At 39.4% G+C, this 25,121-nt stretch carries 25 protein-coding genes; 16 read left to right on the top strand and 9 right to left on the bottom strand.

Annotation, left to right across the window (positions count from 1 at the left end; genetic code table 11):
• Nucleotides 1-18: 18 nt before the first annotated feature.
• From thrB to ABE65_RS17020, 3 genes are read right to left on the bottom strand one after another with little or no spacing between them, the layout of a single operon-like run.
• Nucleotides 19-933 carry a homoserine kinase gene (gene thrB / locus ABE65_RS17030; protein ID WP_066397513.1) on the bottom strand — a complete coding sequence of 305 codons (915 nt, stop codon included), beginning with the start codon at nt 931-933 and terminating at the stop codon, nt 19-21.
• Entirely contained in the window at nt 934-1,992 is a 1,059-nt protein-coding gene (gene thrC / locus ABE65_RS17025) for a threonine synthase (protein ID WP_066397510.1), read from the bottom strand.
• Between the two features lies 1 nt (nt 1,993).
• The gene (locus tag ABE65_RS17020; protein WP_066397507.1) at nt 1,994-3,286 is read right to left on the bottom strand and encodes a homoserine dehydrogenase; all 1,293 of its coding nucleotides are present in this window, start codon (nt 3,284-3,286) and stop codon (nt 1,994-1,996) included.
• A 206-nt stretch (nt 3,287-3,492) separates the two neighbouring features.
• On the opposite strand from ABE65_RS17020, the gene ABE65_RS17015 reads away from it, so the two are divergent.
• Nucleotides 3,493-4,248 (top strand): STAS domain-containing protein, encoded by a 756-nt coding sequence (locus tag ABE65_RS17015; protein WP_066397506.1) that lies wholly within the window; start codon nt 3,493-3,495, stop codon nt 4,246-4,248.
• Nucleotides 4,249-4,263: 15 nt separating this feature from the next.
• Here ABE65_RS17015 and ABE65_RS17010 read toward each other — a convergent pair whose 3' ends face one another.
• Entirely contained in the window at nt 4,264-4,944 is a 681-nt protein-coding gene (locus tag ABE65_RS17010; protein ID WP_066397504.1) for a DNA alkylation repair protein, read from the bottom strand.
• Between the two features lie 238 nt (nt 4,945-5,182).
• Here ABE65_RS17010 and ABE65_RS17005 point away from each other — a divergent pair, with 238 nt between their 5' ends.
• Nucleotides 5,183-5,716, top strand: coding sequence for an NfeD family protein (locus ABE65_RS17005; protein ID WP_156499199.1), 534 nt, complete (start codon nt 5,183-5,185; stop codon nt 5,714-5,716).
• Nucleotides 5,717-5,731: 15 nt separating this feature from the next.
• Entirely contained in the window at nt 5,732-7,297 is a 1,566-nt protein-coding gene (locus ABE65_RS17000; protein ID WP_066397498.1) for a flotillin lipid rafts scaffold protein FloT, read from the top strand.
• A 142-nt stretch (nt 7,298-7,439) separates the two neighbouring features.
• Here the strand turns inward: ABE65_RS17000 and ABE65_RS16995 are convergent, their stop codons facing one another.
• A complete protein-coding gene (locus ABE65_RS16995) occupies nt 7,440-7,751 on the bottom strand; it encodes an MTH1187 family thiamine-binding protein (RefSeq protein WP_066397496.1) in 312 nt (103 codons plus the stop codon).
• A gap of 72 nt (nt 7,752-7,823) precedes the next feature.
• On the opposite strand from ABE65_RS16995, the gene ABE65_RS16990 reads away from it, so the two are divergent.
• The 6 genes from ABE65_RS16990 (at nt 7,824) to brnQ (ending at nt 13,036) form a co-directional block, all read left to right on the top strand.
• The gene (locus tag ABE65_RS16990; RefSeq protein WP_066397492.1) at nt 7,824-8,249 is read left to right on the top strand and encodes a GNAT family N-acetyltransferase; all 426 of its coding nucleotides are present in this window, start codon (nt 7,824-7,826) and stop codon (nt 8,247-8,249) included.
• A 60-nt stretch (nt 8,250-8,309) separates the two neighbouring features.
• Nucleotides 8,310-9,224, top strand: coding sequence for a Nif3-like dinuclear metal center hexameric protein (locus ABE65_RS16985; protein ID WP_066397487.1), 915 nt, complete (start codon nt 8,310-8,312; stop codon nt 9,222-9,224).
• 29 nt (nt 9,225-9,253) lie between these two features.
• Nucleotides 9,254-9,787 (top strand): GNAT family N-acetyltransferase, encoded by a 534-nt coding sequence (locus tag ABE65_RS16980; protein WP_066397484.1) that lies wholly within the window; start codon nt 9,254-9,256, stop codon nt 9,785-9,787.
• Nucleotides 9,788-9,898: 111 nt separating this feature from the next.
• Nucleotides 9,899-10,513 carry a DedA family protein gene (locus ABE65_RS16975; RefSeq protein WP_066397481.1) on the top strand — a complete coding sequence of 205 codons (615 nt, stop codon included), beginning with the start codon at nt 9,899-9,901 and terminating at the stop codon, nt 10,511-10,513.
• 471 nt (nt 10,514-10,984) lie between these two features.
• Nucleotides 10,985-11,527, top strand: a complete 543-nt coding sequence (locus tag ABE65_RS16965) for a YhcN/YlaJ family sporulation lipoprotein (RefSeq protein WP_066397471.1) — start codon at nt 10,985-10,987, stop codon at nt 11,525-11,527.
• 195 nt (nt 11,528-11,722) lie between these two features.
• Nucleotides 11,723-13,036, top strand: a complete 1,314-nt coding sequence (gene brnQ / locus ABE65_RS16960; protein WP_066397469.1) for a branched-chain amino acid transport system II carrier protein — start codon at nt 11,723-11,725, stop codon at nt 13,034-13,036.
• Nucleotides 13,037-13,086: 50 nt separating this feature from the next.
• On the opposite strand, the gene ABE65_RS16955 is transcribed toward brnQ, so the two are convergent.
• Both ABE65_RS16955 and ABE65_RS16950 read right to left on the bottom strand, forming a co-directional pair.
• The gene (locus ABE65_RS16955) at nt 13,087-14,544 is read right to left on the bottom strand and encodes an NAD(P)/FAD-dependent oxidoreductase (protein ID WP_066397467.1); all 1,458 of its coding nucleotides are present in this window, start codon (nt 14,542-14,544) and stop codon (nt 13,087-13,089) included.
• A 370-nt stretch (nt 14,545-14,914) separates the two neighbouring features.
• Entirely contained in the window at nt 14,915-15,622 is a 708-nt protein-coding gene (locus tag ABE65_RS16950) for a hypothetical protein (protein WP_228116156.1), read from the bottom strand.
• A 253-nt stretch (nt 15,623-15,875) separates the two neighbouring features.
• On the opposite strand from ABE65_RS16950, the gene ABE65_RS16945 reads away from it, so the two are divergent.
• The 4 genes from ABE65_RS16945 to ABE65_RS16930 all read left to right on the top strand — a co-directional run bounded on the left by ABE65_RS16945 (nt 15,876) and on the right by ABE65_RS16930 (nt 19,642).
• Complete coding sequence (locus tag ABE65_RS16945; RefSeq protein WP_066397462.1) at nt 15,876-16,733, top strand: ABC transporter permease subunit; 858 nt, start codon at nt 15,876-15,878, stop codon at nt 16,731-16,733.
• Nucleotides 16,730-17,752, top strand: a complete 1,023-nt coding sequence (locus ABE65_RS16940) for an ABC transporter permease (RefSeq protein WP_066397459.1) — start codon at nt 16,730-16,732, stop codon at nt 17,750-17,752. Before ABE65_RS16945 ends, ABE65_RS16940 begins: the two co-directional genes overlap by 4 nt.
• Nucleotides 17,753-17,940: 188 nt before the next feature.
• Nucleotides 17,941-18,801: an ABC transporter permease subunit gene (locus tag ABE65_RS16935; protein WP_156499198.1), complete on the top strand. Its 861-nt coding sequence runs from the start codon at nt 17,941-17,943 to the stop codon at nt 18,799-18,801.
• Between the two features lie 64 nt (nt 18,802-18,865).
• Complete coding sequence (locus ABE65_RS16930; RefSeq protein ID WP_066397454.1) at nt 18,866-19,642, top strand: protein-glutamine gamma-glutamyltransferase; 777 nt, start codon at nt 18,866-18,868, stop codon at nt 19,640-19,642.
• A 64-nt stretch (nt 19,643-19,706) separates the two neighbouring features.
• Here the strand turns inward: ABE65_RS16930 and ABE65_RS16925 are convergent, their stop codons facing one another.
• Nucleotides 19,707-21,026, bottom strand: coding sequence for a murein hydrolase activator EnvC family protein (locus ABE65_RS16925; protein WP_066397452.1), 1,320 nt, complete (start codon nt 21,024-21,026; stop codon nt 19,707-19,709).
• 361 nt (nt 21,027-21,387) lie between these two features.
• On the opposite strand from ABE65_RS16925, the gene ABE65_RS16920 reads away from it, so the two are divergent.
• The 3 genes from ABE65_RS16920 (at nt 21,388) to ABE65_RS16910 (ending at nt 23,438) form a co-directional block, all read left to right on the top strand.
• Nucleotides 21,388-21,942, top strand: coding sequence for a sigma-70 family RNA polymerase sigma factor (locus tag ABE65_RS16920; RefSeq protein ID WP_082861478.1), 555 nt, complete (start codon nt 21,388-21,390; stop codon nt 21,940-21,942).
• 4 nt (nt 21,943-21,946) lie between these two features.
• Nucleotides 21,947-22,603: a hypothetical protein gene (locus ABE65_RS16915; RefSeq protein ID WP_066397449.1), complete on the top strand. Its 657-nt coding sequence runs from the start codon at nt 21,947-21,949 to the stop codon at nt 22,601-22,603.
• Between the two features lie 70 nt (nt 22,604-22,673).
• Complete coding sequence (locus tag ABE65_RS16910; protein WP_066397443.1) at nt 22,674-23,438, top strand: DUF4931 domain-containing protein; 765 nt, start codon at nt 22,674-22,676, stop codon at nt 23,436-23,438.
• Between the two features lie 15 nt (nt 23,439-23,453).
• On the opposite strand, the gene ABE65_RS16905 is transcribed toward ABE65_RS16910, so the two are convergent.
• Nucleotides 23,454-25,091, bottom strand: a complete 1,638-nt coding sequence (locus ABE65_RS16905; RefSeq protein WP_066397441.1) for a M20/M25/M40 family metallo-hydrolase — start codon at nt 25,089-25,091, stop codon at nt 23,454-23,456.
• Nucleotides 25,092-25,121: the final 30 nt, after the last annotated feature.

The raw sequence follows: 25,121 nt of genomic DNA, 5'->3' as shown, positions 1-25,121 counted from the left end.
AGTTTAGAGAAATAAGGATCATAAAGCGGCAGACAAGCATTTTTCAACAACAACACCCCTGCGATCAGGAAAAATCGTTTCAAAGTGGTACTGTGGAAACAACGTAGAAAGTTGTTCTGTAATACCAGCCGCTTTTTGGTGAGGAGTGAAGCAGACGATGGAGGGGCCAGAACCGCTTATTGCGGCACCATAAGCACCGAGTTCGATCGCTTTTTCCTTAAGTTCAGCATATAAAGGGACCCATTTTGAACGAAACGGTTCATGAAACAGATCGCGGTTCATCATATCAGCTGCTTTTTTCCAGTCATTCTTCATTAATGCGGCAACAAGCACATTGCTGATCGCACTGCCTTCAACCGCTTTGTTGAAGGGAAGAAGGTTTGGCAGTGAGCCTCGTGATTGTTTCGTATGAAGAACTCCGTCTGGAATAGCTATAATCATCTCAACGGCAACATCTGGAACATGAACTGTTTCGACCACTTGTCCATTATAGAAACTGATCGTAAGTCCTCCAAAGATAGCAGGAATCACATTATCAGGATGTTCTTCAAGAGAACTGGCAAGAAGTGATTTTGATTCCTTAGATAACTCAAGGTCTAAAAGGATGTTTGCTAGTTCGATGCCTGCCACGATCGCTGATGCAGAGCTTCCCATTCCTTTTGATGTAGGAAATGTACTCACCACATCTAACTGACAAGGAGGCAGTTTCTTTCGAAAAGAATCTGCGGTGAAATGTGCGGCTTGCATGATTAAGTTGTTTTCATCTTTATTGAATGCTTGAAGTTCCTCTCCGTGAAATGTTGTTTTGCGCGGAGCGAAAGGCTGAACGTGAACGGTTAAGTATCTGTTTAGAGCAAGACCAACAGAATCAAAGCCAGGACCAAGATTGGCTGTACTTGCCGGAACATGGATCGAAAAAGGTTCTGCTTTCATTTATACAACACATCCTTTTAGCTGTTGACGTAATAAATCAAAATCATTCGGAATCACGATCGGTTCTTGTTTCACTGTTTTTAGTGCGATATCAGGATCTTTAAGGCCATTACCGGTTAGGATGGCAACAACGGAAGCACCGTTTGGTAGTACTCCTTGTTTATGTTGTTTATATAGTCCAGCTATCGTGCTGCAAGAAGCAGGTTCAGCGAAAACACCTTCTTTGGAAGCGAGCATCTGATATGCTTCTAAAATCTCTTCATCTGTGACAGAATCAATGACGCCACCGGATTCTTCTAACGCGGATGAAGCTAACTTCCAGCTGGCAGGATTTCCGATTCGAATGGCCGTTGCGATCGTTTCAGGATTTTTTACAACAGATCCGTTTACGATTGGAGCGGCACCGGCTGCTTGAAATCCATGGATGCGAGGGAGGCCGGAAGATTTAACGGCATCATACTCTTTGAATCCTTTCCAATACGCACTAATATTACCAGCGTTTCCAACAGGTATAGCCAAGATGTCAGGAGCTCCGGCAAGCGCATCAACCAATTCGAAAGCTGCTGTTTTCTGTCCTTCAAGTCGATATGGATTTACTGAGTTAACGAGAGTGAAATCTTCTTCTTCACTCATTTTTTGTACCATCTGAAGTGCTTCATCAAAATTTCCTTCTATGGCAAAGATCTCTGCTCCATACATTTTTGCTTGAGCCAGTTTTCCTTGTGCAATCTTACCATCAGGGATAACAACGATACATCGGAGGCCAGCTCTTGCACCGTAGGCGGCCGCTGCAGCAGAAGTATTTCCTGTAGAAGCACAGATGATGGCTCTGCTTCCTTCTTCTTTCGCTTTTGCTACAGCCATGACCATCCCTCTGTCTTTAAAAGAGCCTGTAGGATTCGCTCCTTCGTACTTCGCATAAAGGTTGATGCCCCATTCTTTTGAAAGATGTGGGAGCGGGATAAGTGGTGTATGCCCTTCGTTTAACGATAGAAGGGGAGTAGACGCATTGACTGGCAAATATTCTTTATATTGATGTAGTAATCCTTTCCAATGCATATTAAGCTCCCTCCACACGATAGTGACTTTTAATTTCTTGAACGACTTCAGAGTCCCGAAGCAGGTTGTAGACGTGACTATCTTGCTGTTTGTTTGTTCCGTGGGTTACGATCACAATTTCTGCAACTCCTTTATGATCTACAGGGCTTTGAATTAATTTTTCAAGTGAGATATCATGCAATGCAAACAGAGAAGTGATGGAAGAGAAAGCACCTGCCTCATCTTTCACGTACAACCGGTAAAAGAATTTTCCGTCGATCTCGTTCGGTTGTTTTAATTGTTTATCAAACTGAGGAGCAACCACGCTTTTCCCATTCACTCCAAGTCGCATGTTCTTAACAACAGCAACTAAATCTGAAACAACGGACGTAGCAGTCGGTAACTGTCCTGCTCCTGGCCCAAAGAACATCGTTTCTCCCACTGACTCACCGTACACATAGACAGCATTGTATTCATTGTGAACACTTGCTAACGGATGAGAGTCGGGAAGGAGAGTAGGCTCAACACTGATTTCCACTTTGCCATTATCCTTTTTTGCGTTTCCGATCAATTTCAGCGTATAACCGAACTGACGCGCGTATTCAAGATCCTCTTGTGTAACCTTGGATATACCTGACACGGTTACGTCATCTAGGTGGATGTGCATAGAAAATCCGAGGGTTGAGAGAATGGCCATCTTCCTCGCTGCATCGATTCCCTCTACGTCTGATGTGGGGTCAGCTTCTGCGTATCCAAGATCTTGAGCTTCTTTTAATACTTCCTCATAGTTGCGCTGTTGTTTATCCATTTTTGTAAGAATATAGTTCGTTGTTCCATTTACGATTCCCATCATCTTCGTAATTTTGTCTGAAGCTAACCCATCGACTAGTGATCGAATAATAGGGATGCCTCCTGCAACACTTGCTTCATAAAAGAGATCACATTCATTTTCATGTGCCACCTGTAAGAGTTCTGCACCATATAGGGCCATCAGATCTTTGTTTGCTGTGATCACATGCTTTTTATTTTGAAGTGCAAGTGTGATATATTCTCGTGCTAATTCAATACCGCCCATCACTTCAATAACAACCTGTATATTTGGATTTTGAATAACATCTTCGGGATGCTGAGTTAACCATTCATTGTTAATGGAGACAAGACGTTCTTTCTCGACATTCTGTACGAGTATTTTCTCGATAAAAACAGGGCATCCCACTCGGTGTTGCAATTCTTCTCGATTTCCTTCGATCATTCTGACAACACCACTGCCTACAGTTCCTAATCCTAAAAGTCCTACTGAAACGTGAGTAACCAAATTTATCCGCCCCTTTGTTTTTGTGGAAAGTACACTTGTTTGTTTGATATGGACATTTTACATGTAGTTGGAACATCACACAACAGGAATCTTTGTAAAGATTTAGATAGCGCTTACATAGATTGGGGACTCTAGTCTTTTTAATAGTGTAATAGTAAAAATTCCGATATGATGGGAACAGGACTTTACAAAGAGGAGCACTTCTCATGAATTATGTGTTAGAGGGTACGATTAAGGACACACTGAATTGTTTAGAAGAGAATATCTTTTTCATAGATCAAGACCTTCACATCTCTTGGATGAATAATAGCAGTAAGAATTTACTTCAAGTGATGAAGAAATATTTAAATATTGGTACTCCAGAAGATATGATTGGTCAGCCTATAAAAAGCCTTCATAAAAACTTTCTTCAAGAAGAGCTAATGAATTACAATGAGTTTCCAATTGATGCGCAGATCGTTCTTTTTGATAGATTTGTTGCCAGGTTGATTGTAACGGAGCTGCTTGTCGAAAATCAGAAAAGGGGCTATCTGTTAACGTGGAAAGACTTAACAGAGCGCGAACAGGAAAGAGAAAGAACAAAAGAAATACTGAATGAGCTAGCAACGCCAATCCTTCAAACCGTTGCAGAACATACACTGTTAGTGCCGCTGATTGGTGAACTTACATTGGAAAGACTTGAAACGTTGACTACAAAACTATTGAAAGAATGTCTAAACAATGGAGCCGATTACGTAATCTTAGATTTTTCAGGTGTAACGACCATTACAGATTCTGAGCTTGGGATCGAGATTCAAAACCTGACAGATGCGATTAAACTGATGGGAGCCGATGTATTGTATTGCGGATTTCCTAAGGAAATGGTCAAAGATATGGTTTCTCTAGGTGTGCATACTAATCAACTCTCCTTTGTCTCTTTTCGAAATGCGATTCGTTATGTTGTCAAAGAACAAGAGAAATAAAAAAAGCAGCCGTTTTTAATGCGGCTGCTTTGTCTTTTTAATATTCTTAATCGCCTCTTTATAGGAGAGCGGACTTAACTCTTCTTTATGTACAAACTCCCATACCCAATCAGCATCTGTGTATGCGTACTCCCTTAATGCCCATCCAATTCCTTTTCGAATAAAAAAATCTTGATCGTACTTTGTATCTTTAATGATTTGTGCTAGAAGTTCTTTATCGGTTTTGTCTTTATATCCGAGTTGAAACAGAATTGCCGATCGCATGAGCCAAATGTTCTTGGACTGAACCCAACGTTTTGTAACGGGTTCGATCTCATCTGGAAACTTCATTAAATAAATGCCTGCGATATGTTTAGCGATGTGATCGACCGTATCCCACCAACTCTTATTAATGATGGTATACTCGATCCATTCAATATCCTCTTTGGTCATCTGCTTCTTTAACTTTTCAACAATTGTAAAAGTCGCATACTGCATTTCTCGTTCCGGTCTAGACCAAGCTTCTTCAATAATGGAAGGTAGTTGTTCTTTTGCAGGCAATCCATACTCCTTCAAAAAGTCCTTCATACTTTGTTTCAAAATGGGAGAACGAATCCCGAAGAATTCGAACTGATCGCGCATATACTTTTTCATTGGCTCCGCATCTTCTTTATTAGCTTTGTTGTTTAAATACTGCCACAATTTTTCTGTGTACATTGGATTTCACTCCTTTTAACAAAATTATACAAAATATTGTTAACTAACTGAAACTTTTTTCTGGCACCTTCGTAAATATCTATATAAAACCAATATTGGAAATTAATCATTGTCGACAAAATTTTACAATCTTTTTTGTTTCACTTTGTTAAGGTTATATCAAATTATCAAATTCGACAAAAGGGCGTGGTTAATTCTTATTTGAAGTAAAAAGTATATGAAGACAGGAGAGAAGACCGTGGAATTATTCGGATATCCGTTGTCTACGATCTATTTAGGAAGTTTTATTGTTTTTGGGTGCATCACTTTTGTATACATCTTATTTGGTGACATGCTTGATGCAGCTGTAGACTTTTTGCATCCATCGCTCATCTTATCCTTTTTTACAATCGGGACGGCTTCGGGCTATTTATTAGAGATCATGACGAATATAAACAGCTGGTTCATTATGGTGTTCAGTGGTCTACTATCGTTGTTGCTCGTGACTTTATTGAACGTTTTCGTTTTGATGCCAATCCGTTCATCAGAAGAATCATTAGCTTATAGAGACGAAGATCTTAAAGGCAGAGTGGGTACCGTACTAACTTCGGTTCCGACAGATGGATTTGGGGAGATCTTAATCGAAGGAATCAGCGGAAGGATTTCAAAATCAGCGATTAGCATGGATAACAAACCGATCTCACAAGGAGAAAAAGTGTTGATCATTGATATTCAAAAAGGTGTCGTATCTGTCATGCGTTATGAGCAAGTGGAACAAACATATATTCATTAATCTGGAGGGGTTATTATGAGTTTTTCACCATTATTTATTGTGATAGGGGTTGCCGTTTTCTTAGTCGTTGCTCTTATTAGTGTTTTTATCACAAAGTATAGAACGGCGAGCCCAGATGAAGCATTAATCGTTACAGGAAGCTTCTTAGGAAGCAAGAACGTAAATATTGATGAAGCGGGAAATCGTATCAAGATCGTTCGTGGAGGCGGTACGTTTGTACTTCCTGTTTTCCAACAAGCAAAGCCACTTAGTTTGTTAACGAGTAAGTTAGACGTGCAAACACCAGAGGTATATACAGAGCAAGGTGTTCCAGTTATGGCTGACGGAACAGCAATCATCAAAGTAGGAAGCTCAATCGGTGAGATCGCGACTGCAGCTGAACAATTCCTAGGTAAGTTGAAAGAAGATCGTGAGAATGAAGCACGTGAAGTTCTTGAAGGACATTTACGTTCCATTTTAGGATCTATGACGGTAGAAGAGATCTATAAGAATCGTGAAAAATTTTCACAGGAAGTGCAACGTGTAGCTTCTCAAGATCTAGCTAAAATGGGATTGATCATCGTATCGTTTACGATCAAAGATCTACGTGATAAGAACGGATACCTAGATTCTCTTGGTAAGCCTCGAATCGCACAGATTAAGCGTGATGCTGATATGGCGATGGCAGAAGCTGAAAAAGAAACGCGTATTAAACGTGCTGAAGCAGATAAAGAAGCGAAGCAGTCTGAGTTAGGCCGCGCGACAGAAGTAGCGGAAGCTGAAAAGATGAATCAGTTGAAAGTAGCTGAGTTCCGTCGTGAACAAGATGTTGCCAAAGCCCGTGCAGACCAGGCTTACCACTTGGAAGAAGCGATCGCAAAACAGCAAGTAACCGAACAACAGATGCAGATTAAAATCATCGAGCGTCAAAAGCAGATCGAACTTGAAGAAAAAGAGATCCTGCGTCGTGAAAAGCAGTACGACTCAGAAGTTAAGAAAAAAGCTGACGCAGATCGTTATGCGGTTGAACAGTCAGCCGAAGCAGATAAGCGTAAGCAAGTGGCTGAAGCGGATGCTCATAAATACCGTGTTGAAGCTATGGCAAAAGCCGAAGCTGAGAAAGTGCGCTTAGACGGACTTTCAAGAGCAGAAGCGGAACGTGCAAAAGGGGAATCCGAAGCAGATGTTATCCGTCTGAAAGGTCTTGCTGAAGCCGAAGCGAAACAAAAGATCGCTGAAGCGTTTGAGTTATACGGTCAGGCTGCGATGATGGATATGATGATTAAGATGCTTCCTGAATACGCGAAGCAAGTGGCAGCACCACTTTCTAACATCGATAAAATTACAGTCGTGGATACAGGCGGCAGTGAAAATGGTGGAGCAAACCGTATCACAGGTTATGCGACAAACTTAATGTCATCCCTTCAAGAATCTTTAAAAGCATCTTCAGGCATTGATGTTAAAGAACTGCTAGAAAATTTCTCTGGCAAAGGGAATGTTCGCAACAGCATCGACGATCTTCGCATCGAATTTGCTAAAAAAGAACCTAATGCAGTAGCAACAAAGGAAAAAGCAGAAGTAAAGACTTCAAAGGGCGAATAAATAAAGAAAAGCTTACTCTGAGTGGGGCGGATAGCCCTATGAGAGTAAGCTTTTTTGTAAATGTGGTTGATTGAAAGCTCGTTCATCGGCATGAAATGCATGCTGAACGAGCGCCATACGAAAAATAAAACTAGGTAAGTAATTACTCCTTAGTCATCCTTGCTTCTACAGCTTCCAGCTTACCTGTCATCGTGGATTTTTTATCACGGCGGTCATCGATGCGAATGTTTGTGGCTACGCGCTGAATGCCATTTGAAAAAGGAACCTCGTGAAGTTGCTGAATAACATCAAAGAGATCTGGAAGCTCTCCTTCGATCAATGTACTCATCGGAGTAAGCTGGTAATTTACCTTATCTTTGTTTTGCTGAAGAACTTTTTGTATTTCTGCTACATATTCGCTAACGCTTGGAGTTTCAGTACCGATTGGAATGATCGTAATATCTACAATTGCCATAAATAGAACACCTCAACTTTTTTCTTTATTGTAGCAAAACCAAACATAATGACAAACAAAAGGACGGTACATATGGAAATTCAGAATGCGAAGAAACACCATCTTCATAAAATTATAGAACTAGATAAAAAAATGATAGGAAGTGATCATAGAAAAGACGAGATCCATCAGGCGATAAAAGAGGAAAGATGTTTGATTCTGTATGAAGAAGAAGAAGTCGCTGCATTTCTTATCTACCACACTCATTTCTTTGATTGCTGTTTTATATCCCTCATCATGGTTGACCCGGCTCATCAAAGAAAGGGATTGGCGAGTAGTTTGTTAACGCACATGAGTAAGATCTCACCCACAAACAAACTATTCTCTTCGACAAATGAATCTAATGAATCTATGAAAAAGGTATTCATTAAGAACCATTTTAAGAAGAGTGGTTTCGTTGATAACTTAGACGAAGGAGATCCAGAGATAATTTATTTTAAAAAATTGTTGAATGCTTAATAAATGCTTTACGAAAATGGGCTATCGAAAAAACCTCGCGCAAGAAAGGACGAAAACAAGATGGTGGAACTGAAGAGGATAGATCACGCGATCGATGAACTTTTTACATATAGAAAAATTGGAACAGACCCAGCGTTCAGTAGATTTATTCCGATGGTGTACGATCCCATACATTTTAATTGGCGGCATGAGTTTGAACCTGAATTTACGAAGTTGTTTAACGGACTCATGCTTAGAGGTGATGAAGAGGTCAAACGTATATTTCTAGCTGTTTTTCCTACAGACGAAGTACTTGAAAGATTTATTTCTGAAAGTAATCCTGGAGATCTACTATTTATGCATCACCCCATTGTCATGGAATGCGGAGATCCAAAAGGCAAATGGGGAAGAGGTTTTATACCGATCCCTCCTCATTTTATCCAGCAGATGAAGAAAAAGCGTTTATCAGTGTTTACACTTCATGTACCACTCGATTATTCACGCAAGATCAGCACGAGTGATGCTTGGGGAAAAGCATTGGGCGCAAAAGTGGTTGGAGAACTATTGAAGGATGATAACGGAGCTTGCGGGATTCTTTGTCAGATAGCTCCTACTTCTACAGAAGAATTAATTGTTGGATCAACTGAATTATTTGATATTCCCTATGCAGATGTGCAAGGTGTAATCCATAAAAACATAACGAAGATTGCGATTGTAGCAGGATGTGGTGATAAAGTAGAGACGATGATAGAAGCGGAGAAGATGGGGGCAGAAGCCTATTTGACTGGTGAGGTGCACTGTCACATCGATAATGAATACGGCAAAAAGAAGTATGAACACATGAAATGCTATATTGCACAGACTTCAATGAGTTTAATCGGTGTATCACATGCTGCTTCCGAATATTTAGTACATGCCACACAGTTGAAAAATTGGTTCGAGGTAAATTTTCAATTGCCGGTAACGCTATTACCTCAAAGTAAATGGTGGGTATGATAACAAATTAAAGAGAGGAGGAAGAAGATATGAACATCCGATGGGCCAACCTAACAGATGCAGCAGAAATTGCGAAAGTTCACGTGGAAAGCTGGCAGCAATCTTATAAAGGCATAGTAGAGGATGACTATCTATCACAGATGTCGGTTAAGGAAAGAGAACAGAGATGGAAAGAATGGTTGATGCAAAAATCACATATTGTGCTCGTTTTGGAAGATCAACAAAAGCAACTTTGTGGATTTATATCTGGAGGTTCAATCAGATCACACCATCCATTTGATAGTGAGATCTATGCTTTTTACTTGTTAAAAGCTGTGCAACAAAAAGGGCATGGAACAAGAATGCTAAAAAGATTCGCTGAAGAACTCCTATCTATAGGTAAGAAAAGTATGATCGTGTGGGTGTTAAAAGAAAATCCATCTAAACAAGCATATATTTCGTTAGGTGGGAAAAAGATAGAGGAAGAAAAGATCACGGTAGGAAAGCAGCAATTGATTGAAGAATGCTTAGCATGGAATGATATAACGTTTATACTTACTACGAGTAAGAATCACACGACCTAAATACATAGTAAAAATCACCATGCTATATACTTAAATGTATTTTTCTCTTTCCAAATCACCCCATTTATCGTTACAATTGTAGAAGGTGTAAAAAAAGAAGTTGGTGACGTCATGGAATTTGACCTATTTAATATCATTCATCAATATAGCTACTTTGGTATTTTTTTATTATTGGCATTAGGGATTATCGGGTTGCCTATTCCGGATGAGATCCTTTTAGCGACGGTAGGATACTTCATTTTTGCTGGAGATCTTCCCGCTTTACCAGCTGTATTGAGTGCATTTTTAGGAGCAATTACAGGTATAACCGGTAGCTATTATTTCGGTAACATCTGTGGTAAACCTCTATTAAAAAAGTTAGGTCCGAAATTTGGAATTTCTGAAGAGAAAATAGATAAAACACAGAATTTCTTTTTAAAGTATGGAAAATCAGCGTTGTTCTTTGGATACTTTATGCCAGGAATCAGACATCTGACTGCTTACTTTGCTGGAATGTACTCTTTGAATTGGAGACAATTTGCGCTTTACGCTTATAGTGGCGCTCTATTCTGGTGTTCGTTTTTTATCGTGATCGGTTATCAGCTGGCAGGTCGATGGGCTTTAGTCATGGAAGTGATTCATAAAGTTGGTCTTTTTGCCTTTACAATCGTTATCCTTTGTATTGTTGCGTGGCTCATCTTTAAGCCAAAAAACAAAGGGTCCTATTCAAACGGATGGTTTAAATAATAATGTCTTCCAATACTGGAAGGCTTTTTTTTATGTCTTTTGAGAAGGCTGTTTTCGTAAACTTTGTTGCTTTTGGAAGTGTTGATTTCCGTTCCAGGCTGCTCGCTTTCCACGGGGCAGGCGCTGAGCCACATTCGTACGTTTAACTCTTAAGTGTCTCAGCTTTCTAGTTGCAGTGGCTAGCCCCTCGAGGTCAAAAGCTAAATGATCCAGAAGGCAAAGAGCGCCTTCCTTGCTCATTCACCTTTTGCTTGTCGGGGCTGAACGAGCCACTTCCACTTTTCGCACTGCCCGCCTGTCCCGTAGGAGTCTCGCACCTTTCACTCCAATCAATTGTCAAAGGTGGCAAGGAGTTAAAAGCAACAATCTTTTAGAAAAGAGCGTTTGAGAAAATCATTGCTATGTATATTTTCTTCTCAACAAACAAATTTTATTAGATGACAGTCAAAAATTTTAAAGGAGTGTCATTTAATGAAAAAGACTATTCTCGTTACTTCAATGGCCGTAATGTTATCATCTTTCCTAGGTGCTTGTGGAATGAACAACAACGACAAGGATATGGGAAAAGAAGCGCGTAACAACATGACGGAAGTGAACTACGACAATCGTGCTGATCGAAATATGAATAACATGAACAACAACATGGATATGGGTATGGATAATCAATACGATGAAAACACACGTATGGACGTAGCAGATAAAGCGGCTAATAAAGTAACAGACCTTAAAGAGGTTGAAGATGCGACTGTTATCGTTACAGAGAACAACGCATATGTAGCGGCAAAGCTCAAGGGCGGAGAAAGCATGAAGCTTTCAAAAGAAACAGAAAAGAAGATCGGGGATACGGTTCGAAAAACAGATCCTGATATCAATGATGTATTCGTATCAACAAATCCTGACTTCAACGATCGTATGAACGGATATGCAGACGAGATCAACAAAGGAAATCCTGTATCAGGTTTCGTAAGAGAGTTTAATGATACGATCAAGCGTGTGTTTCCAACAAACCGTTAAATAATGGTGTATAAGGACTGAGTTGTCTCAGTCCTTTCTTTTCGAAAACATTTGTTAGAAAATTCACTATATCTGAATATTGACTCCAATCTCATATCATGTTACAAATACATATGGATATAAAAATATTTCGACAAAATTCGATAAAAATATAAAATCAATTTGTATAAATGACCACGGAGGAGGAAATTAAATATGCAGAAGCGAACGCTCTCGGTGGGCTTGATGTTATTTGCTTTGTTTTTTGGAGCTGGAAATTTAATCTTTCCGCCAGCATTGGGTCAGTCAGCAGGTGAGATGGTCTGGCAGTCCATGGTTGGCTTTTTTATAACAGGTGTTGGATTACCTTTATTAGGGGTAATCGCGCTAGCACGAACAGGTGGTGGACTACAGACGTTAACAGAGCGAGTGAATCCATTGTTCGGTTCTGTTTTCGCGACCATCCTTTATTTAGCTATCGGGCCATTCTTCGGAATTCCGAGAACAGGAACCGTTTCTTATGAGATGGCTGTTGTTCCTTTCTTACCAGAAAGCATGAACAATGGTTTAACTCTTTTCTTGTTTACGGTTGTATTCTTTACCGTAACCTACTGGCTGTCGTTAAATCCATCAAAACTGGTAGACCGAATCGGAAATATCTTAACGCCATTATTATTGCTTATTATTGTATCTCTTTTAGTTAAAGCGGTCATAACACCGGTTGGAAAATTAGGAACAGCATCTCCTGATTATGCTAGTAATCCACTAATTAAAGGATTTATGGATGGTTATTTGACGATGGATACACTTGGCGCACTTGCGTTCGGTATCGTAGTCATCACAGCAGTGAAACGGCCAGAAATGAAAAAAGAACAAGTGACTAAGATGGTTATTAAAGCGGGGTTGATCTCAGCTACTTGTTTAGCCGCTGTTTATGGGATCTTAGCCTATTTAGGAGCAACAAGTCAGGCACTTGGTCAGACGGATAACGGCGGTCAGATTCTTACAAATGTTGTAGCAGAACTATTTGGTCCGTTTGGAAACGTACTACTTGGACTAGCTGTCGCGCTAGCTTGTTTAACAACTTCTGTAGGTCTTGTCACCGCATGTGGTGAGTTTGCAAAAAAAATGTTTCCAAATGTTTCGTATAAAACGGTTGTACTTATTATGAGTGTGTTCAGTGCAGGTGTTGCAAACTTAGGATTAACACAACTCATCTCTGTTTCTGTACCTGTTTTAACAGCGATCTATCCGATTGCGATCGTTTTGATTCTGCTTTCCTTCTTACATGATTTGTTCTCTGGAAGAAAAGAAGTATATATCGGTGGAATCGTTGCAACTGCTCTGGTCTCAATAGCAGATGGATTGAAAGCTTTTGGAATTAAACTTGGTGCAATCGAACAGATTTATTCATATATTCCTCTATATGCAGATGGAATCGGGTGGCTGATCCCAGCGATCATTGGATCAGTTGTAGGTTTTATAATTGCTGTAATAAGAGGTAGAATCGTTATCTTCTCTACAAATTAAGCAAAAACGAATGCCTTAGGATCAGAATCCTAAGGCATTTTTTATTTGAATTATACCAACGCTGGTGTTTTTTCTTTTATTTTCGCTGCAACGTTTTGAGCGATCCAAACGCCACATGCACTTGCTTGGGCTAGACCACGCGTAATCCCAGCACCATCTCCACCAACATAGAGGCGGTTGATTTCTGACTCAAACTTCTCATCGAGCTTTGGACGTGCAGAATAGAATTTAGCTTCTACACCATAAAACAATGTGTGTTCAGATGCGATCCCTGGTGTTACTTTATCCAAAGCCTCAGTCATCTCAATCAAACTTTTCATCGTGTTATATGGAAGCACAAGCCCAAGGTCACCTGGAACCGCTTCTTTTAACGTTGGACGAAGGAAGCCTTCTTTTATACGCTTATCTGTAGAGCGACGCCCTTTTAAGATATCTCCATATTTCTGAACGACGAGCCCACCCATAGACAGCTGGTTGGCAAGTTTAGAGACTTCATGAGCGTACTCAGTTGGCTGATCGAATGGTTCAGCAAACTGATGTGATACGAGCAATGCAAAGTTTGTGTTCTCACTGCCTAGCTTTGGATCTTTATAAGCGTGTCCGTTCGCAAGCATGATGCCAGAGTGGTTCTCCACGACAACATGTCCAGAAGGGTTAGAACAGAACGTTCTTACTTTTGTGCCCACAGATGTATTAAAGACAAATTTCCCTTCATAAAGGTGCTTATTGATCTCTTCCATGACCAAGTTGGACGTTTCCACGCGAACGCCAATATCGACTTGGTTAGCTGTCATTTTAATACGGCGTTTCTTAAGGATCTTAGTTAGCCATGTTGACCCATCCCGCCCAGGAACAATAACAACTTTCTCGGATGTAAGAGAGGTTCCGTCTTTTAAAAGGATCCCTTTTGCTACATATCCTTCAGTCGTTCGTTCTGTAATGAGATCTTCAACCTCCGCTTTATATTTCATCTCGATGCGCGTTTTTAAATATTCGTATATGCTTTTTAGTATTTCAAGGTTTTGTTCTGTACCAAGATGGCGAACTTGAGCTCGTAACAGCTTTAAACCAGCTGCATAACCGCGCTTTTCAATATCTTTAACTTCAGGGGTAAGAGGATCCGTGATCGAATCTGTAGCACCATGCTCTAAGTTGATATCATCTACATATTTAATAAGTTCGACCACTTGTTCTTCAGAAAGATAATCAGTCATCCATCCTCCGAATTCGCTCGTAATATTGAACTTTCCATCCGAATAAGCTCCTGCTCCACCAAAGCCGTTTGTGATCGAGCAAGCAGGTAAACAACCCGCAAATTCTTTTCTACCTGCTGCAGGTGGACATTTTTGAACTTTCTTCTCTAAAATTGGACACGAACGTGCATAGATGTCATGTCCTTTATCTATTAACAATATTTTTGCATCTGGAAGCTGTCTCGTTAGTTCATAGCTCGTAAAGATCCCTGCAGGACCTGCGCCAACAACAATTACATCATAATGGGTATTCATAATAATCCCCCTTGAAATACTTGGTAGTTTTTCTTGAATTGTTTTTTCCCTTGGTAAATATAACAATTATTAAAGTGGATTTCAACTGAAATACGAACAATTTATTAAAAAAATATATTTTTATTCGTGTTTTATCAACGTGAAGGGGATAAGTGAATGCTATTTTTACGGTGTGGGGTATTAAAGATTCTTTTCCCACCTATAATCCCTGAAATTTTAGTGTTATTACCGTTAGTCTTTACGTTAATTCCGCGAGATTGATCATATAACCGCGAGTCGACATGTATCGACAATGTCTAATCGCGCTATACCCCTTTGATCCTCACAACTCTCTAAACAAAAAAACCTAAAGAAAAAGCTTCTTTAGGTTCTAGAATCTGATTTTTATGATTTTCCAGCCGTCTGTCATGGATTTGCGTTCCATTAAAAAGGTAAGTGTATCTGTTTGTAATCCGCTATCATCGTATTTTTTTACCCTAGCTCTTATTTCAGTTCGTACAACAGGTGGATACCTGGTGCTTGGAGATCTAATATCATACTGCATACTTGTGATCCCTTTGAACAGCTTTGTAATGGTCGGATCTTTTAACAGAGCTTTGTTAACGACAGGCATGGCTATTTTGATGTCTTGCTGTTTCATGCCGACTAAAAACATGGAAACCGCTTGTTTTGCGCTTGCTCCAGCTGCGTATTTCGTTAGTTGTCCTCCGGCTTTTAAGATCATAAATTGATGAGAAGGATCTATATTGCGAGAACGGTGTGTTGAACTGCCTAAAAAGTGTATGCAAAAATGACCAGGAAATCCGTTTTCAAGAGCACCTGCTCCATGAGGCATTCCATGCATGCTGCCAGCAAGCATCCTGCCATTTACGGGAATTAGTATAGCACGGCGGTTCCAGCTCCATTTGTCGTTATAGAGGTGCTTTAGAACAGCAGTATCGTCTCTAGTCAACGGCTGTACATCGGCATGCTTATTACCCGCTCTTCTTTGTACTTGAAAATAAAAGCCTGTCTCTAAATCCACAACTTTAAAAGTAGCACCTTTAGGAAGGAGTTTGTTTACTTTCTCCCACTCCAAAACTTCCCCCTTTTTTACGATTGGGAAATAAGTTAGGGGTTCTTTTGCTTCAGTGGTGAGGGGAAAGAAGAAGCTTAAACAGGCCGTTAATAGAACTCCAATCCTGATCTTATTCCACATAGTCTGTCCTCAATTCCGTAAGTTTTTCTCTTCCTTAATATGGATTGTTTTAGCCGTTTTATCCTTCAAAAATAAAAGAGTGAGTGAAAATATCGGTTCCATCCGTCTAAAAGGTAGAAGAAGGGGGAGCGTTATGAAAATTATGAAGAAACTGTTGATGCAACTGATTTTGACGATCGTTTCCATTATTTTAATCAGTGGACTACCAGAATTAATCATGAATAAGGATGTAAGTATGTATTTCAATAAGATCAAAGCGGTTAGTATGGATATTTTACAATTGAACCAGATGACTTACTTCAATCAGGGAAGGCCAAGGTTGTTTTTAGAGGATATATGGTCGCCATATCTTTATTCACTGACTATTCTTTTTGGAGCACTGTTGATTGCTTTTTGTATAGCGCAACTTCTCACTTGGGTTACGTTAATGCTGCCAATGTTTATAAGGAGAGCTATCAAAAACCTACTTACCTTTTTAGAGTCCTTGCCAGATCTGCTTGTTTTTGCCCTCGTACAGATGGGGATTGTATTTATTTATAAAAAAACAGGGGTTCTTGTATCGAATGTGGCTTCGATGGGAGCGGAAGAAAGGATCTATATCGTACCTATTGTTTGTTTGATGATTCTTCCCTTTGTTTACTTTTATAAGATGATGATACTTCTTTCTGAAGAAGAACTTAGCAAACAGTATGTTGAGATGAGTTTAGCAAAAGGTATGAGAAGGATATACGTACTTGTTGTACATGTTACAAGAAATACAAGTGAAGGTATCTTCCACTTTTCGAAATCGGTCTTATGGTTCATGATCTCTAACTTGCTTCTTGTAGAGATCATTTTTAATATCCATGGAATTACACATTATATGTATAGCGATTTTAGGCCAGAAATGCTTGCTGCTTGTCTCATTCTTCTCGTCATCCCATTTTTTCTTTTGTACGCTTTTTTTGAATGGGTCATTCTATATTTTACGAAGAGAGGAGAATTGACATGATTCGAAGTATGAAGTTTTGGATAGGTTTTTCTATCTTGATGGTGTTCATCTTCTCTAGTTTAAGTTTCGAATGGTTTTTTGATAGCAAAGTTCGTCAAGTTCAGTTACTTTATGATGACCAAAAAAATCTGATAGGTGGCGCACCTTTTGATCCTTCGCTCATGTTTCCTCTTGGTACAGATCGGCTTGGCTATGACATCAGCCATAAAGTGCTTCAAGGTGCAAAATTCACCTTGATTGCCGTTATTGCAATTGGTGTGTTCCGTGTTCTATTCAGTTTTATCGTGGCTATTCCATTTGCCTTCTATCTACCAGATAAGTTTAGAAAAGGATTAGATCAGCTGCTCAGCTCGTTTTATTTTATTCCACTTACGATTATAGCTGTATTTATATTGAGTCCCATTCTTAGGGAGCAACTGAACGCTCAAGGAGAAGAATTTTTCCTTTATTCATTTTTTGCAAGGGTAAGTCTTGAGGTGATTATTCTGACTTTGCTCGTAGTACCACTACTAGGTTCAATGATTGGGAATATGATGGCTTCCATATTGAAAGAAGACTTTATTGACAGTGCACAACTGTTAGGTGCATCCAGATGGCGGATATTTAAGAAGCATGTAATTCCTCACCTATTGCCAAAGCTTGTAATTGTTTGGTGTCAGCAGTGCGTGCAAGTGCTTATTATTTTTACTCACCTGGGGTATTTAAAGCTGTTTTTTGGAGGGACGGATATTGATTTCAACCCGATGATGGCCGATCCTCCAAAATCAATGTCAAATGAGTGGTCAGGTCTTATCGGAGATTATTACATTCTGATTCATGCGAACCCCTCTATCGCACTCGGTCCTATCATCATGTTTGGTATCGCTATCTACGCCTTTCAGTTAATAGGTGAAGGCATTCAGCACCATCTTCAAACAAGGCATTTTAAGAAGAAGAGAGGCGTTCGTTTGTCTGAAGAGAGTGCAATGAAAATTGAACAAAAATCATCATTTGTTTTCATAGAGAAATGGGGCGCTTAAATAAATTAAAGGAGGATATACCCATCATTAAAAGTTATAAATTTTGGATAGGGTTCATTATCATTTTTGGACTTATCATATCAAGTATTGTCTTTGAGCTAAGTTTTAATAGTAAGATTCGTCAAGTACAGGCTATATATGATGAGAATGGGTACCCAATTAGTTCAGCTCCATATGAGCCTTCATTGATGTTTCCGTTTGGGACGGATGCATTAGGCTATGACACAGGTATGAAAATACTTGAAGGAGCGAAGTTCACATTGCTTAGTGTTCTTGGGATTTCCTTTCTTAGAATCTTATTTAGTTTTGTTCTCGCCATTCCGTTAACTTTTTTCGTATCAGATCGGATAAGAAGGATGCTTGACCAATTATTGAGTTCTTTCTACTTTATTCCTTTAACCATAATTGCTGTTTTTCTCTTAACACCTGTATTATGGGAACAATTAAGGATGCCGGGCTGGGAAGAATATTTTATTTACACTTTCAATCAGCGTATTTGGCTTGAGGTTTTTATCTTAACAATCCTCGTGATACCACTGTTAGGTTCAACCATTGGAAATATTCTTGCACTTATTCTGAAGGAAGATTTTATTGTAGGCGCTCATATCTTAGGAGCTAGCAAGTGGAGAATTTTCATAAAGCATGTAATCCCACACTTGCTGCCCAAGTTGGTGATCGTGTGGTGTCAACAATGTGTTCAATTATTGATTATATTCATGCATCTAGGTTATTTTAAACTCTTCTTTGGGGGAACTGATGTAGATTACAACCCTTATGTACCGGATCCGCCTGTTTCTTTGTCAAACGAATGGTCCGGGCTGATTGGAGATTATTATAATCTAATTACTGTGAACCCCTCTATCGCACTCGGTCCGATCATCATGTTTGGTATCGCTATCTATGCGTTTCAGCTAATAGGTGAAGGAATTCAGCACCATCTTCAAACAAGACATAATAAAAAAGTGAAACGTGATCGCATGTCGGGAAAACAAAATCCTGTGAGTGAACGGAGATTGTCTTTTGATTTCGTGCATAAGAGAGGCGCTTAAAAAAACACCACTTTTCTCTTCTTACCATACTATGTAATATCCTGTGCAGACAGGGGGGAGAGAAATGATTTTTGTTAATGGGTATCCGGTAAAAACGGCTCAAATCTCTGGTTTTAGTTCGCTTACATCTACACAGAAACAAGTAGGCGAAAAGCTTGAAAAATCCAGAGAATCGTTTTATTACACAAGTCCGCATCAATTTTTGTTTGAAGTGGTCATGCGTACAAATATTGTGGCAGCAGCAAACGCTATGCGTGACAGCGGAGCAGGGTTTGCGACGTTCGTGAATTCGCGCTGCAATCCGCAATATTGGAGGAGAACAGCTTATGGCGGTTTTTTACTTCGATCCGATGCCCGTCCTTCTGACGCCATCTCAGATATTTTTATCAATGGAAAACGGTACGGTTTCGAATGTACGACAGCTATTATGATCATGATGTACAAAGCAATACTTGAAACAATTGGAGCGGGTATGTTCGATCAATTGTTTAACGGATTGCTTCTCTACAGTACAGAACATGATGAAGATCTACAGATTATTGCTGTACCATCTGGGGATTCGTTACCGGGAGATGTGAGATATGTTAAAAATCCAGAACATCATCCGAATACGCCTCAATGGCAAGGTGAAAACTTAATCGATCTTGGAAACGGACAATTTTTTGGTCATGGCATCGGAACAGGAACTATTGGAGAGGTTATCGATGTGCTTAATCAAAAAAGAATGCCTGGTGCAACGGTTTCCGCTTTTTTAACAGCGGAGATCATTAGGCCGAACTATCGACTCATGTCAGAATACACACGTCATCCAATTCGAAGACTGCTTGGTGGGGTCATATAAAAATGTCCATACAAAAAGACGCAGAGAGCTAAAATCTCTGCGTCTTTTGTATTGTATTTATAAATTATTGAAGGTATGGTCTTGGATCGACTGCATTTGATTTTGAGCCGTTCCATGGGCCTTTGTGTAATTCAAAGTGCAAATGCTGTCCTCTAGAAGCCCCTGTGTTACCTTGGTAGCCTAAGAATGTCCCTTGAGAGACAGACTGACCTTGGCTAACAGCAGGTGTAGATCTCATGTGTGCATATAGCGTTGTGTACAATTGCCCGTTAATAAAATGCGTTATATAAACAACGTTACCATAAGAACTAGAATAGTACGCTCTTGTAACCGTTCCAGAAGCTGCTGCTACGATTGGAACAGTACTTCCACCTTGAGCGATATCCATTCCGTAGTGCATGCCCGCGCTTCTGTTACCAAAACCAGAAGTGATAATTCCTTGTGACGGCATGATAAAGTCACGACTCACTGGCGCTGGAGCAGGAGTTGGTGCCGGCGGTGGTGTTGGTGCAGGTGAAGAACTAGAGCCGCCTCCAGAGTTAGATTGTTTCTTCTCTCTAGCAGCTGCTTCAGCACGAGCCTTCTCTGCAGCGGCAGCCGCAGCTGCTCTTGCTTCAGCTTCTTTCTTTTTACGTTCAGCTTCTTCACGTTTTGCGCGTTCGATCTCAGCTTTTATCGCTGCTTCTTGTGCGGAAAGAAGTTCGTTCGTTTCATCCAACTGCATAATATGATCATGTAGATGGTCTTCTTCCGTTTCTAGCTGAGCAAGAAGAGCACTCTTTTGTTTTTTCTGATCTGTTAGCTTTTGGTTTAATCCTTCAAGTTCATTCAAATCTGTATTTAGAGACAATAGTTCACTTTCAACCTGTCCCTTTTTCTTTTCAACAGACTCTTTATCTTGTTTGTGCTCTTCTAAGATGGCTTTATCTTGTTCAGCAATCACGTTTAGTGCAAACACGCGATCAAGGAAATCACCGAAATCTTTAGAACCTAATACCACATCTAAATAATTTACCGCACCTCCGCTTTCGTACATGGAAGTTACGCGTTCTTTTAGAAGTGCATCACGTTCTTTGATTCTCTTTTTAAGAACATCAATCTCTTTTTTTAGTTTTTCAATAGAAGCTTTTGTTTCTTGGATCGATTCTTTTTTGTTTCCAATATCGTTAAGAGTTTTGTTGATTGAACTCTCTAATTTTTGAATCTGATCCAATGTGTGGTCTTGTTGATTTTGATTTTTCTTTAGTTCACCCTGCTTTTCCGTTTGCTCAGAGCGATTTTTTTCTTTTTTCTCTTTTATAGAAGACAGAGTTTCTGCCGATACCGTATATGTACTGAATACTAGACTGAGAGACAGTGTAGCCATAACTAGCTTACGTTTCAAGATGGGTACTCCTCCTTGTAAGTGCAAATGTTGCCAATTTCTTTTCTGAAGTGATTATACCATTGATTAATCATCAGTTATTGCGAAATAATATTACATTTATATTTCAAAATATTACACTTTGAAACATAATTCGACTTATACGCTGTAGAGATTTGTCTGTATTAGGAAATAAAAAGGTAATATCAGCGCGGTAAACGAATAAAAGAGTAGGTACATAGAATGGGATTTCATTACAAAAATGAAGGCAACGTAAGGTTAATAGACGAATAGATTTTGTAACGCAAGAGATAAAAAGTGAGTAAAACTATCACGATCATTCGTCAAAAGCATAGGAAACTGTTAAAGGAGGGGGAAGGACTTGAAGATCAATCGGGAATTTCATAATGAAGGCATAGATTCACACTCTCTGAGTCAGGAAGAATGGGTCGTACAGATCATGGATGTTTACCAAGACAAAGTGATAAGACTAGCTTATACATATGTTAAAGACCGAAAGTTAGCTGAAGACTTAGCACAAGAAGTATTTGTGAAGTGCTATATACATAAAGACAATTTTAGAAATGATTCCTCTGTTAAAACGTGGGTGTATGCCATTACTGTAAACTTGTGTAAAGATTATTTAAGAAGCGGATGGAAGAAATACATTCACGTGATAGACCGATTTGGGAAATCGAAAGCATCCTCTGTTTTAACACCAGAACTTTCGATCGTTCAAAAAAGTGAACATGAAGCGTTAGCAGAACATGTATTAAAGCTTCCTCTTAAATATCGGGAAGTGATTCTTCTTTTCTATTATAAAGAATTAACCGTATGCGAGATCAGTGAAATCTTAAACAAGAAAGAAACGACGATCAGAACACTGCTTCAACGAGGAAGAGAAATGTTGCGAAGAAAAATGGAGAAGAGTAGGTGAGACCATGGAAGATCCGTTCAAGCAGCTGCCTGAAATATTGAACAACGGCCGTATGAGAACACTAACGTTTAAAGAGGAACAAAGACAGAAAGTCCTTCAGAGAACAAGGAATCTCCATAAGCCTCCTGCACCAAAAAGCATGTGGTATCACTGGTTTCATCAAAGTTTAAGTCTAGCTCTTGGCGTAGCGTTCATCTTTATTTTTATTCAATTTGCAGAGAGCATGCCTTTTTCGCTTCAAGAGAAAAAAGAAGCTCAATCAATAGCCAAAATTCCTTATGTTAATCAAGCGATCTTAACAAAAGCTCGACATGATATGCGAAACCATCACAAGATTTCAGGTGTAGTAGCCTCACAAAAAAAAGATACCCTTACTGTTTTTATTACGTTTCCCAAAGATCTAACACAAGAGAAACAGATATTCCTTGCTGAATCCTATTTAAAAGAAGTATCACACCTCACGTTGAACGAGCCATACGAAGTGCAAAAGAATTTGGGGGAGTTATGGAACTATGTTAATGTAAAAGTCTACACAACGCTAGAATCTGAAGACGACATGTTAAGACAACTGATGCATATTGAACAGAACTTCGAGTGGTTGGGTTCTATTAATAAGCATGACGGAATATTGAAATGGGAACGTGTATCTAGATATAATTAAACAATAAGTTAAAGGTTTTCATGAGAACAGCTAGAAAATAGATAGGAAACAAGCAAAAGCGGTGAAAAGAATGAAAAAAACACACATAAATTTTTTTACAGAAGTAGGAGCTCAAAAGCCTAATAGTATAAGAAATAAAGAAACACCTTGTCCGTTTTGTCGTATCGATGAGTTAGAGGAAGTCTTGGATAAACAAGATTCAATCATTCTAGTGAAAAATAAATATACCGTTCTTGACGGGGCCTTCCAAACTGTCTTGATTGAAACAGATGAATGTGAAGGTGAACTCTCACACTATTCAAAAGAGCATCTTTATAAAGTCCTTCGTTTTGGTCTTAAACATTGGGAGAACATGTTAAACAGCGGTAAATACACGTCGGTGATGTTCTTTAAGAACCACGGTCCTTTATCAGGTGGAACGATCCGTCATCCTCATATGCAGATCATTGGATTAGATGAAGTAGATTGTCTTCATGATTTTTCCGAAAATCAGTTCAAAGGACTGACGATCCTAGATAAAGAAGGGGTCCGTTTTACCGTATCGACTGAACCAAGAGTTGGATTCTATGAACTGAATGTCATATGGGATAAAGACGCAGAACTTTCTTTATACGCGGACTGTATTCAAGCTGGAACTCATTTTTTGCTGAATCATTTCCATAGAAGTTGTACAAGTTATAATCTTTTCTTTTATAGACATAACGACAGAACATATTGCAAGATCATGCCTCGTTTTGTGACGTCACCACTTTATATGGGGTATGGTGTACAACAAGTAGCGAACAATATAGAGGGTATTGCCAAAAGCATTAAAGATATGTACTTTAAAGCATAAGAAAACCAGATCTCCTCAGATCTGGTTTTTTGCTTGATCAAATAAAGTTTCCATCGCAAATATGATTAACGGATGCGTTTCATCCATAACTTTGTTGATCTCAAGCCGTTCTGTCCATTGATGTGCATCCTTACCGAGTGGACCGATATTAATGACCGGGATATCGAGTTCTCTCATATCATCAAACGGTATATGATAGCGAGATCCTAGTAATGGGAAGTTACTTGTGAAAGATGACAGGTCACGAGAATCTCCATGAAATCCAATATAACTCAAGTCAGATAAGCCACTAAAATAGTGGACATTAACGAGTTCGCTGTTGAACGTATTTTTCGCATGATTGACTACCTCATCAGAAGTGGCTTTAATAAGCGGATGTTCGCTTGAACATACAGCTGGATAAAAAGGCGGTGTGTAGAACAAGACGATCATCGGAGAAATGTCTCTGCAAAGGCTTGCTAACTCAAATACATATTGTATCGTCAGCTCTCTCTCATCTGCGTTCGGATTGTTTGTCTGAAGCATGTTCTCTCTGCGATCAAGCTCTTCTTGTCCATATTTCGTTACGGCATGTTCATAGAGTTCATTAAAAGTCAGTACTTTGATTTTTTCTTTTTTCGGAGTGAAAGGTACGATCTTAGAGACATTTTTGCTTCTTTCAAAGAGACGGTCTTCTAATCGAAGTGCTGCGCTTTTTGCACTACTTATTAACATATCTGTAATATCGGATAGCGATCGATTAAACAACATAAGATTAAACAGCGTTACAGCTGCGTGTGGTATTTGCACAGAATAGTGATCCTTTAAATCTTTTTGGATCAAGTTGGTTGGTACAGGAGTAGCCTCCTCACGAAACTTCTCTACATAATCAACGTTCCATTCTAGTTCTCTTGTAATCTCAGCAGCCATCACATTTCCGTTCATACCTGCAAGTGGCTCACCTACGTGAGTCTCTTTGCCATAACATAGAAAACCAGGCAGTATCTTTCCTGTGGATCCTGTATACATATAGGAAGAAGTGTCTCCAGGATATTTTGTGAAGCTTGGTTCTCCGTTCAAACATGTGATGTATTTGATATCATACTCCTCTTGCAATTGTCGTAAAACACTGACACCCGCAAGCATTCCTTCAGAATGAACTTCTTCATCCGGAACAGAAATCATGAGTACGTTTCCTTTAAAATGACCGGTTGTTGCTTTTTCAATCATAGACATATGAAGGGCAACTCCAGCTTTCATATCCATGATGCCGCGACCAAAGAGCCAATCGCCGCTATTCAGATCATCCTGAACAAAGGTATGAAGTAGCTCTTTGTTCTCGATGATCTTTTCAGTTAGTTCTTCTGGCCGAAATGCGAGATGCTTCCATTCCCCGAAATCTTCGACTGAAACAACATCAAAATGACTAAGCAGAATAATTGTTTCTTTGATTGAAGGATCGTTCTGTACAAATGCTGTGATCAGTTTTCGACCATCTGGAAGTGGATGATGGCGAACGTAATCAGGATGCTTCGAAAAATAGTCTAGTGATGAGAGCGTATGGTGGAGGTGCTCCGCCATAAACAGTTCTCCATCGTGATGGGTAATGCTAGGGATCGAGACCAAATCTTTTAATAATTTCTTGTATCCCTCTTTTGTTTGCCACTTTAACATATGTGTACCTCCTAGATGTATGCCTTTGTT

The organism is Fictibacillus phosphorivorans, from assembly GCF_001629705.1.
Taxonomy (GTDB): Bacteria; Bacillota; Bacilli; order Bacillales; family Fictibacillaceae; genus Fictibacillus; species Fictibacillus phosphorivorans_A.
Note: the sequence above shows the minus strand (reverse complement) of the source record. Positions and strands in the feature narration are given on the sequence as shown.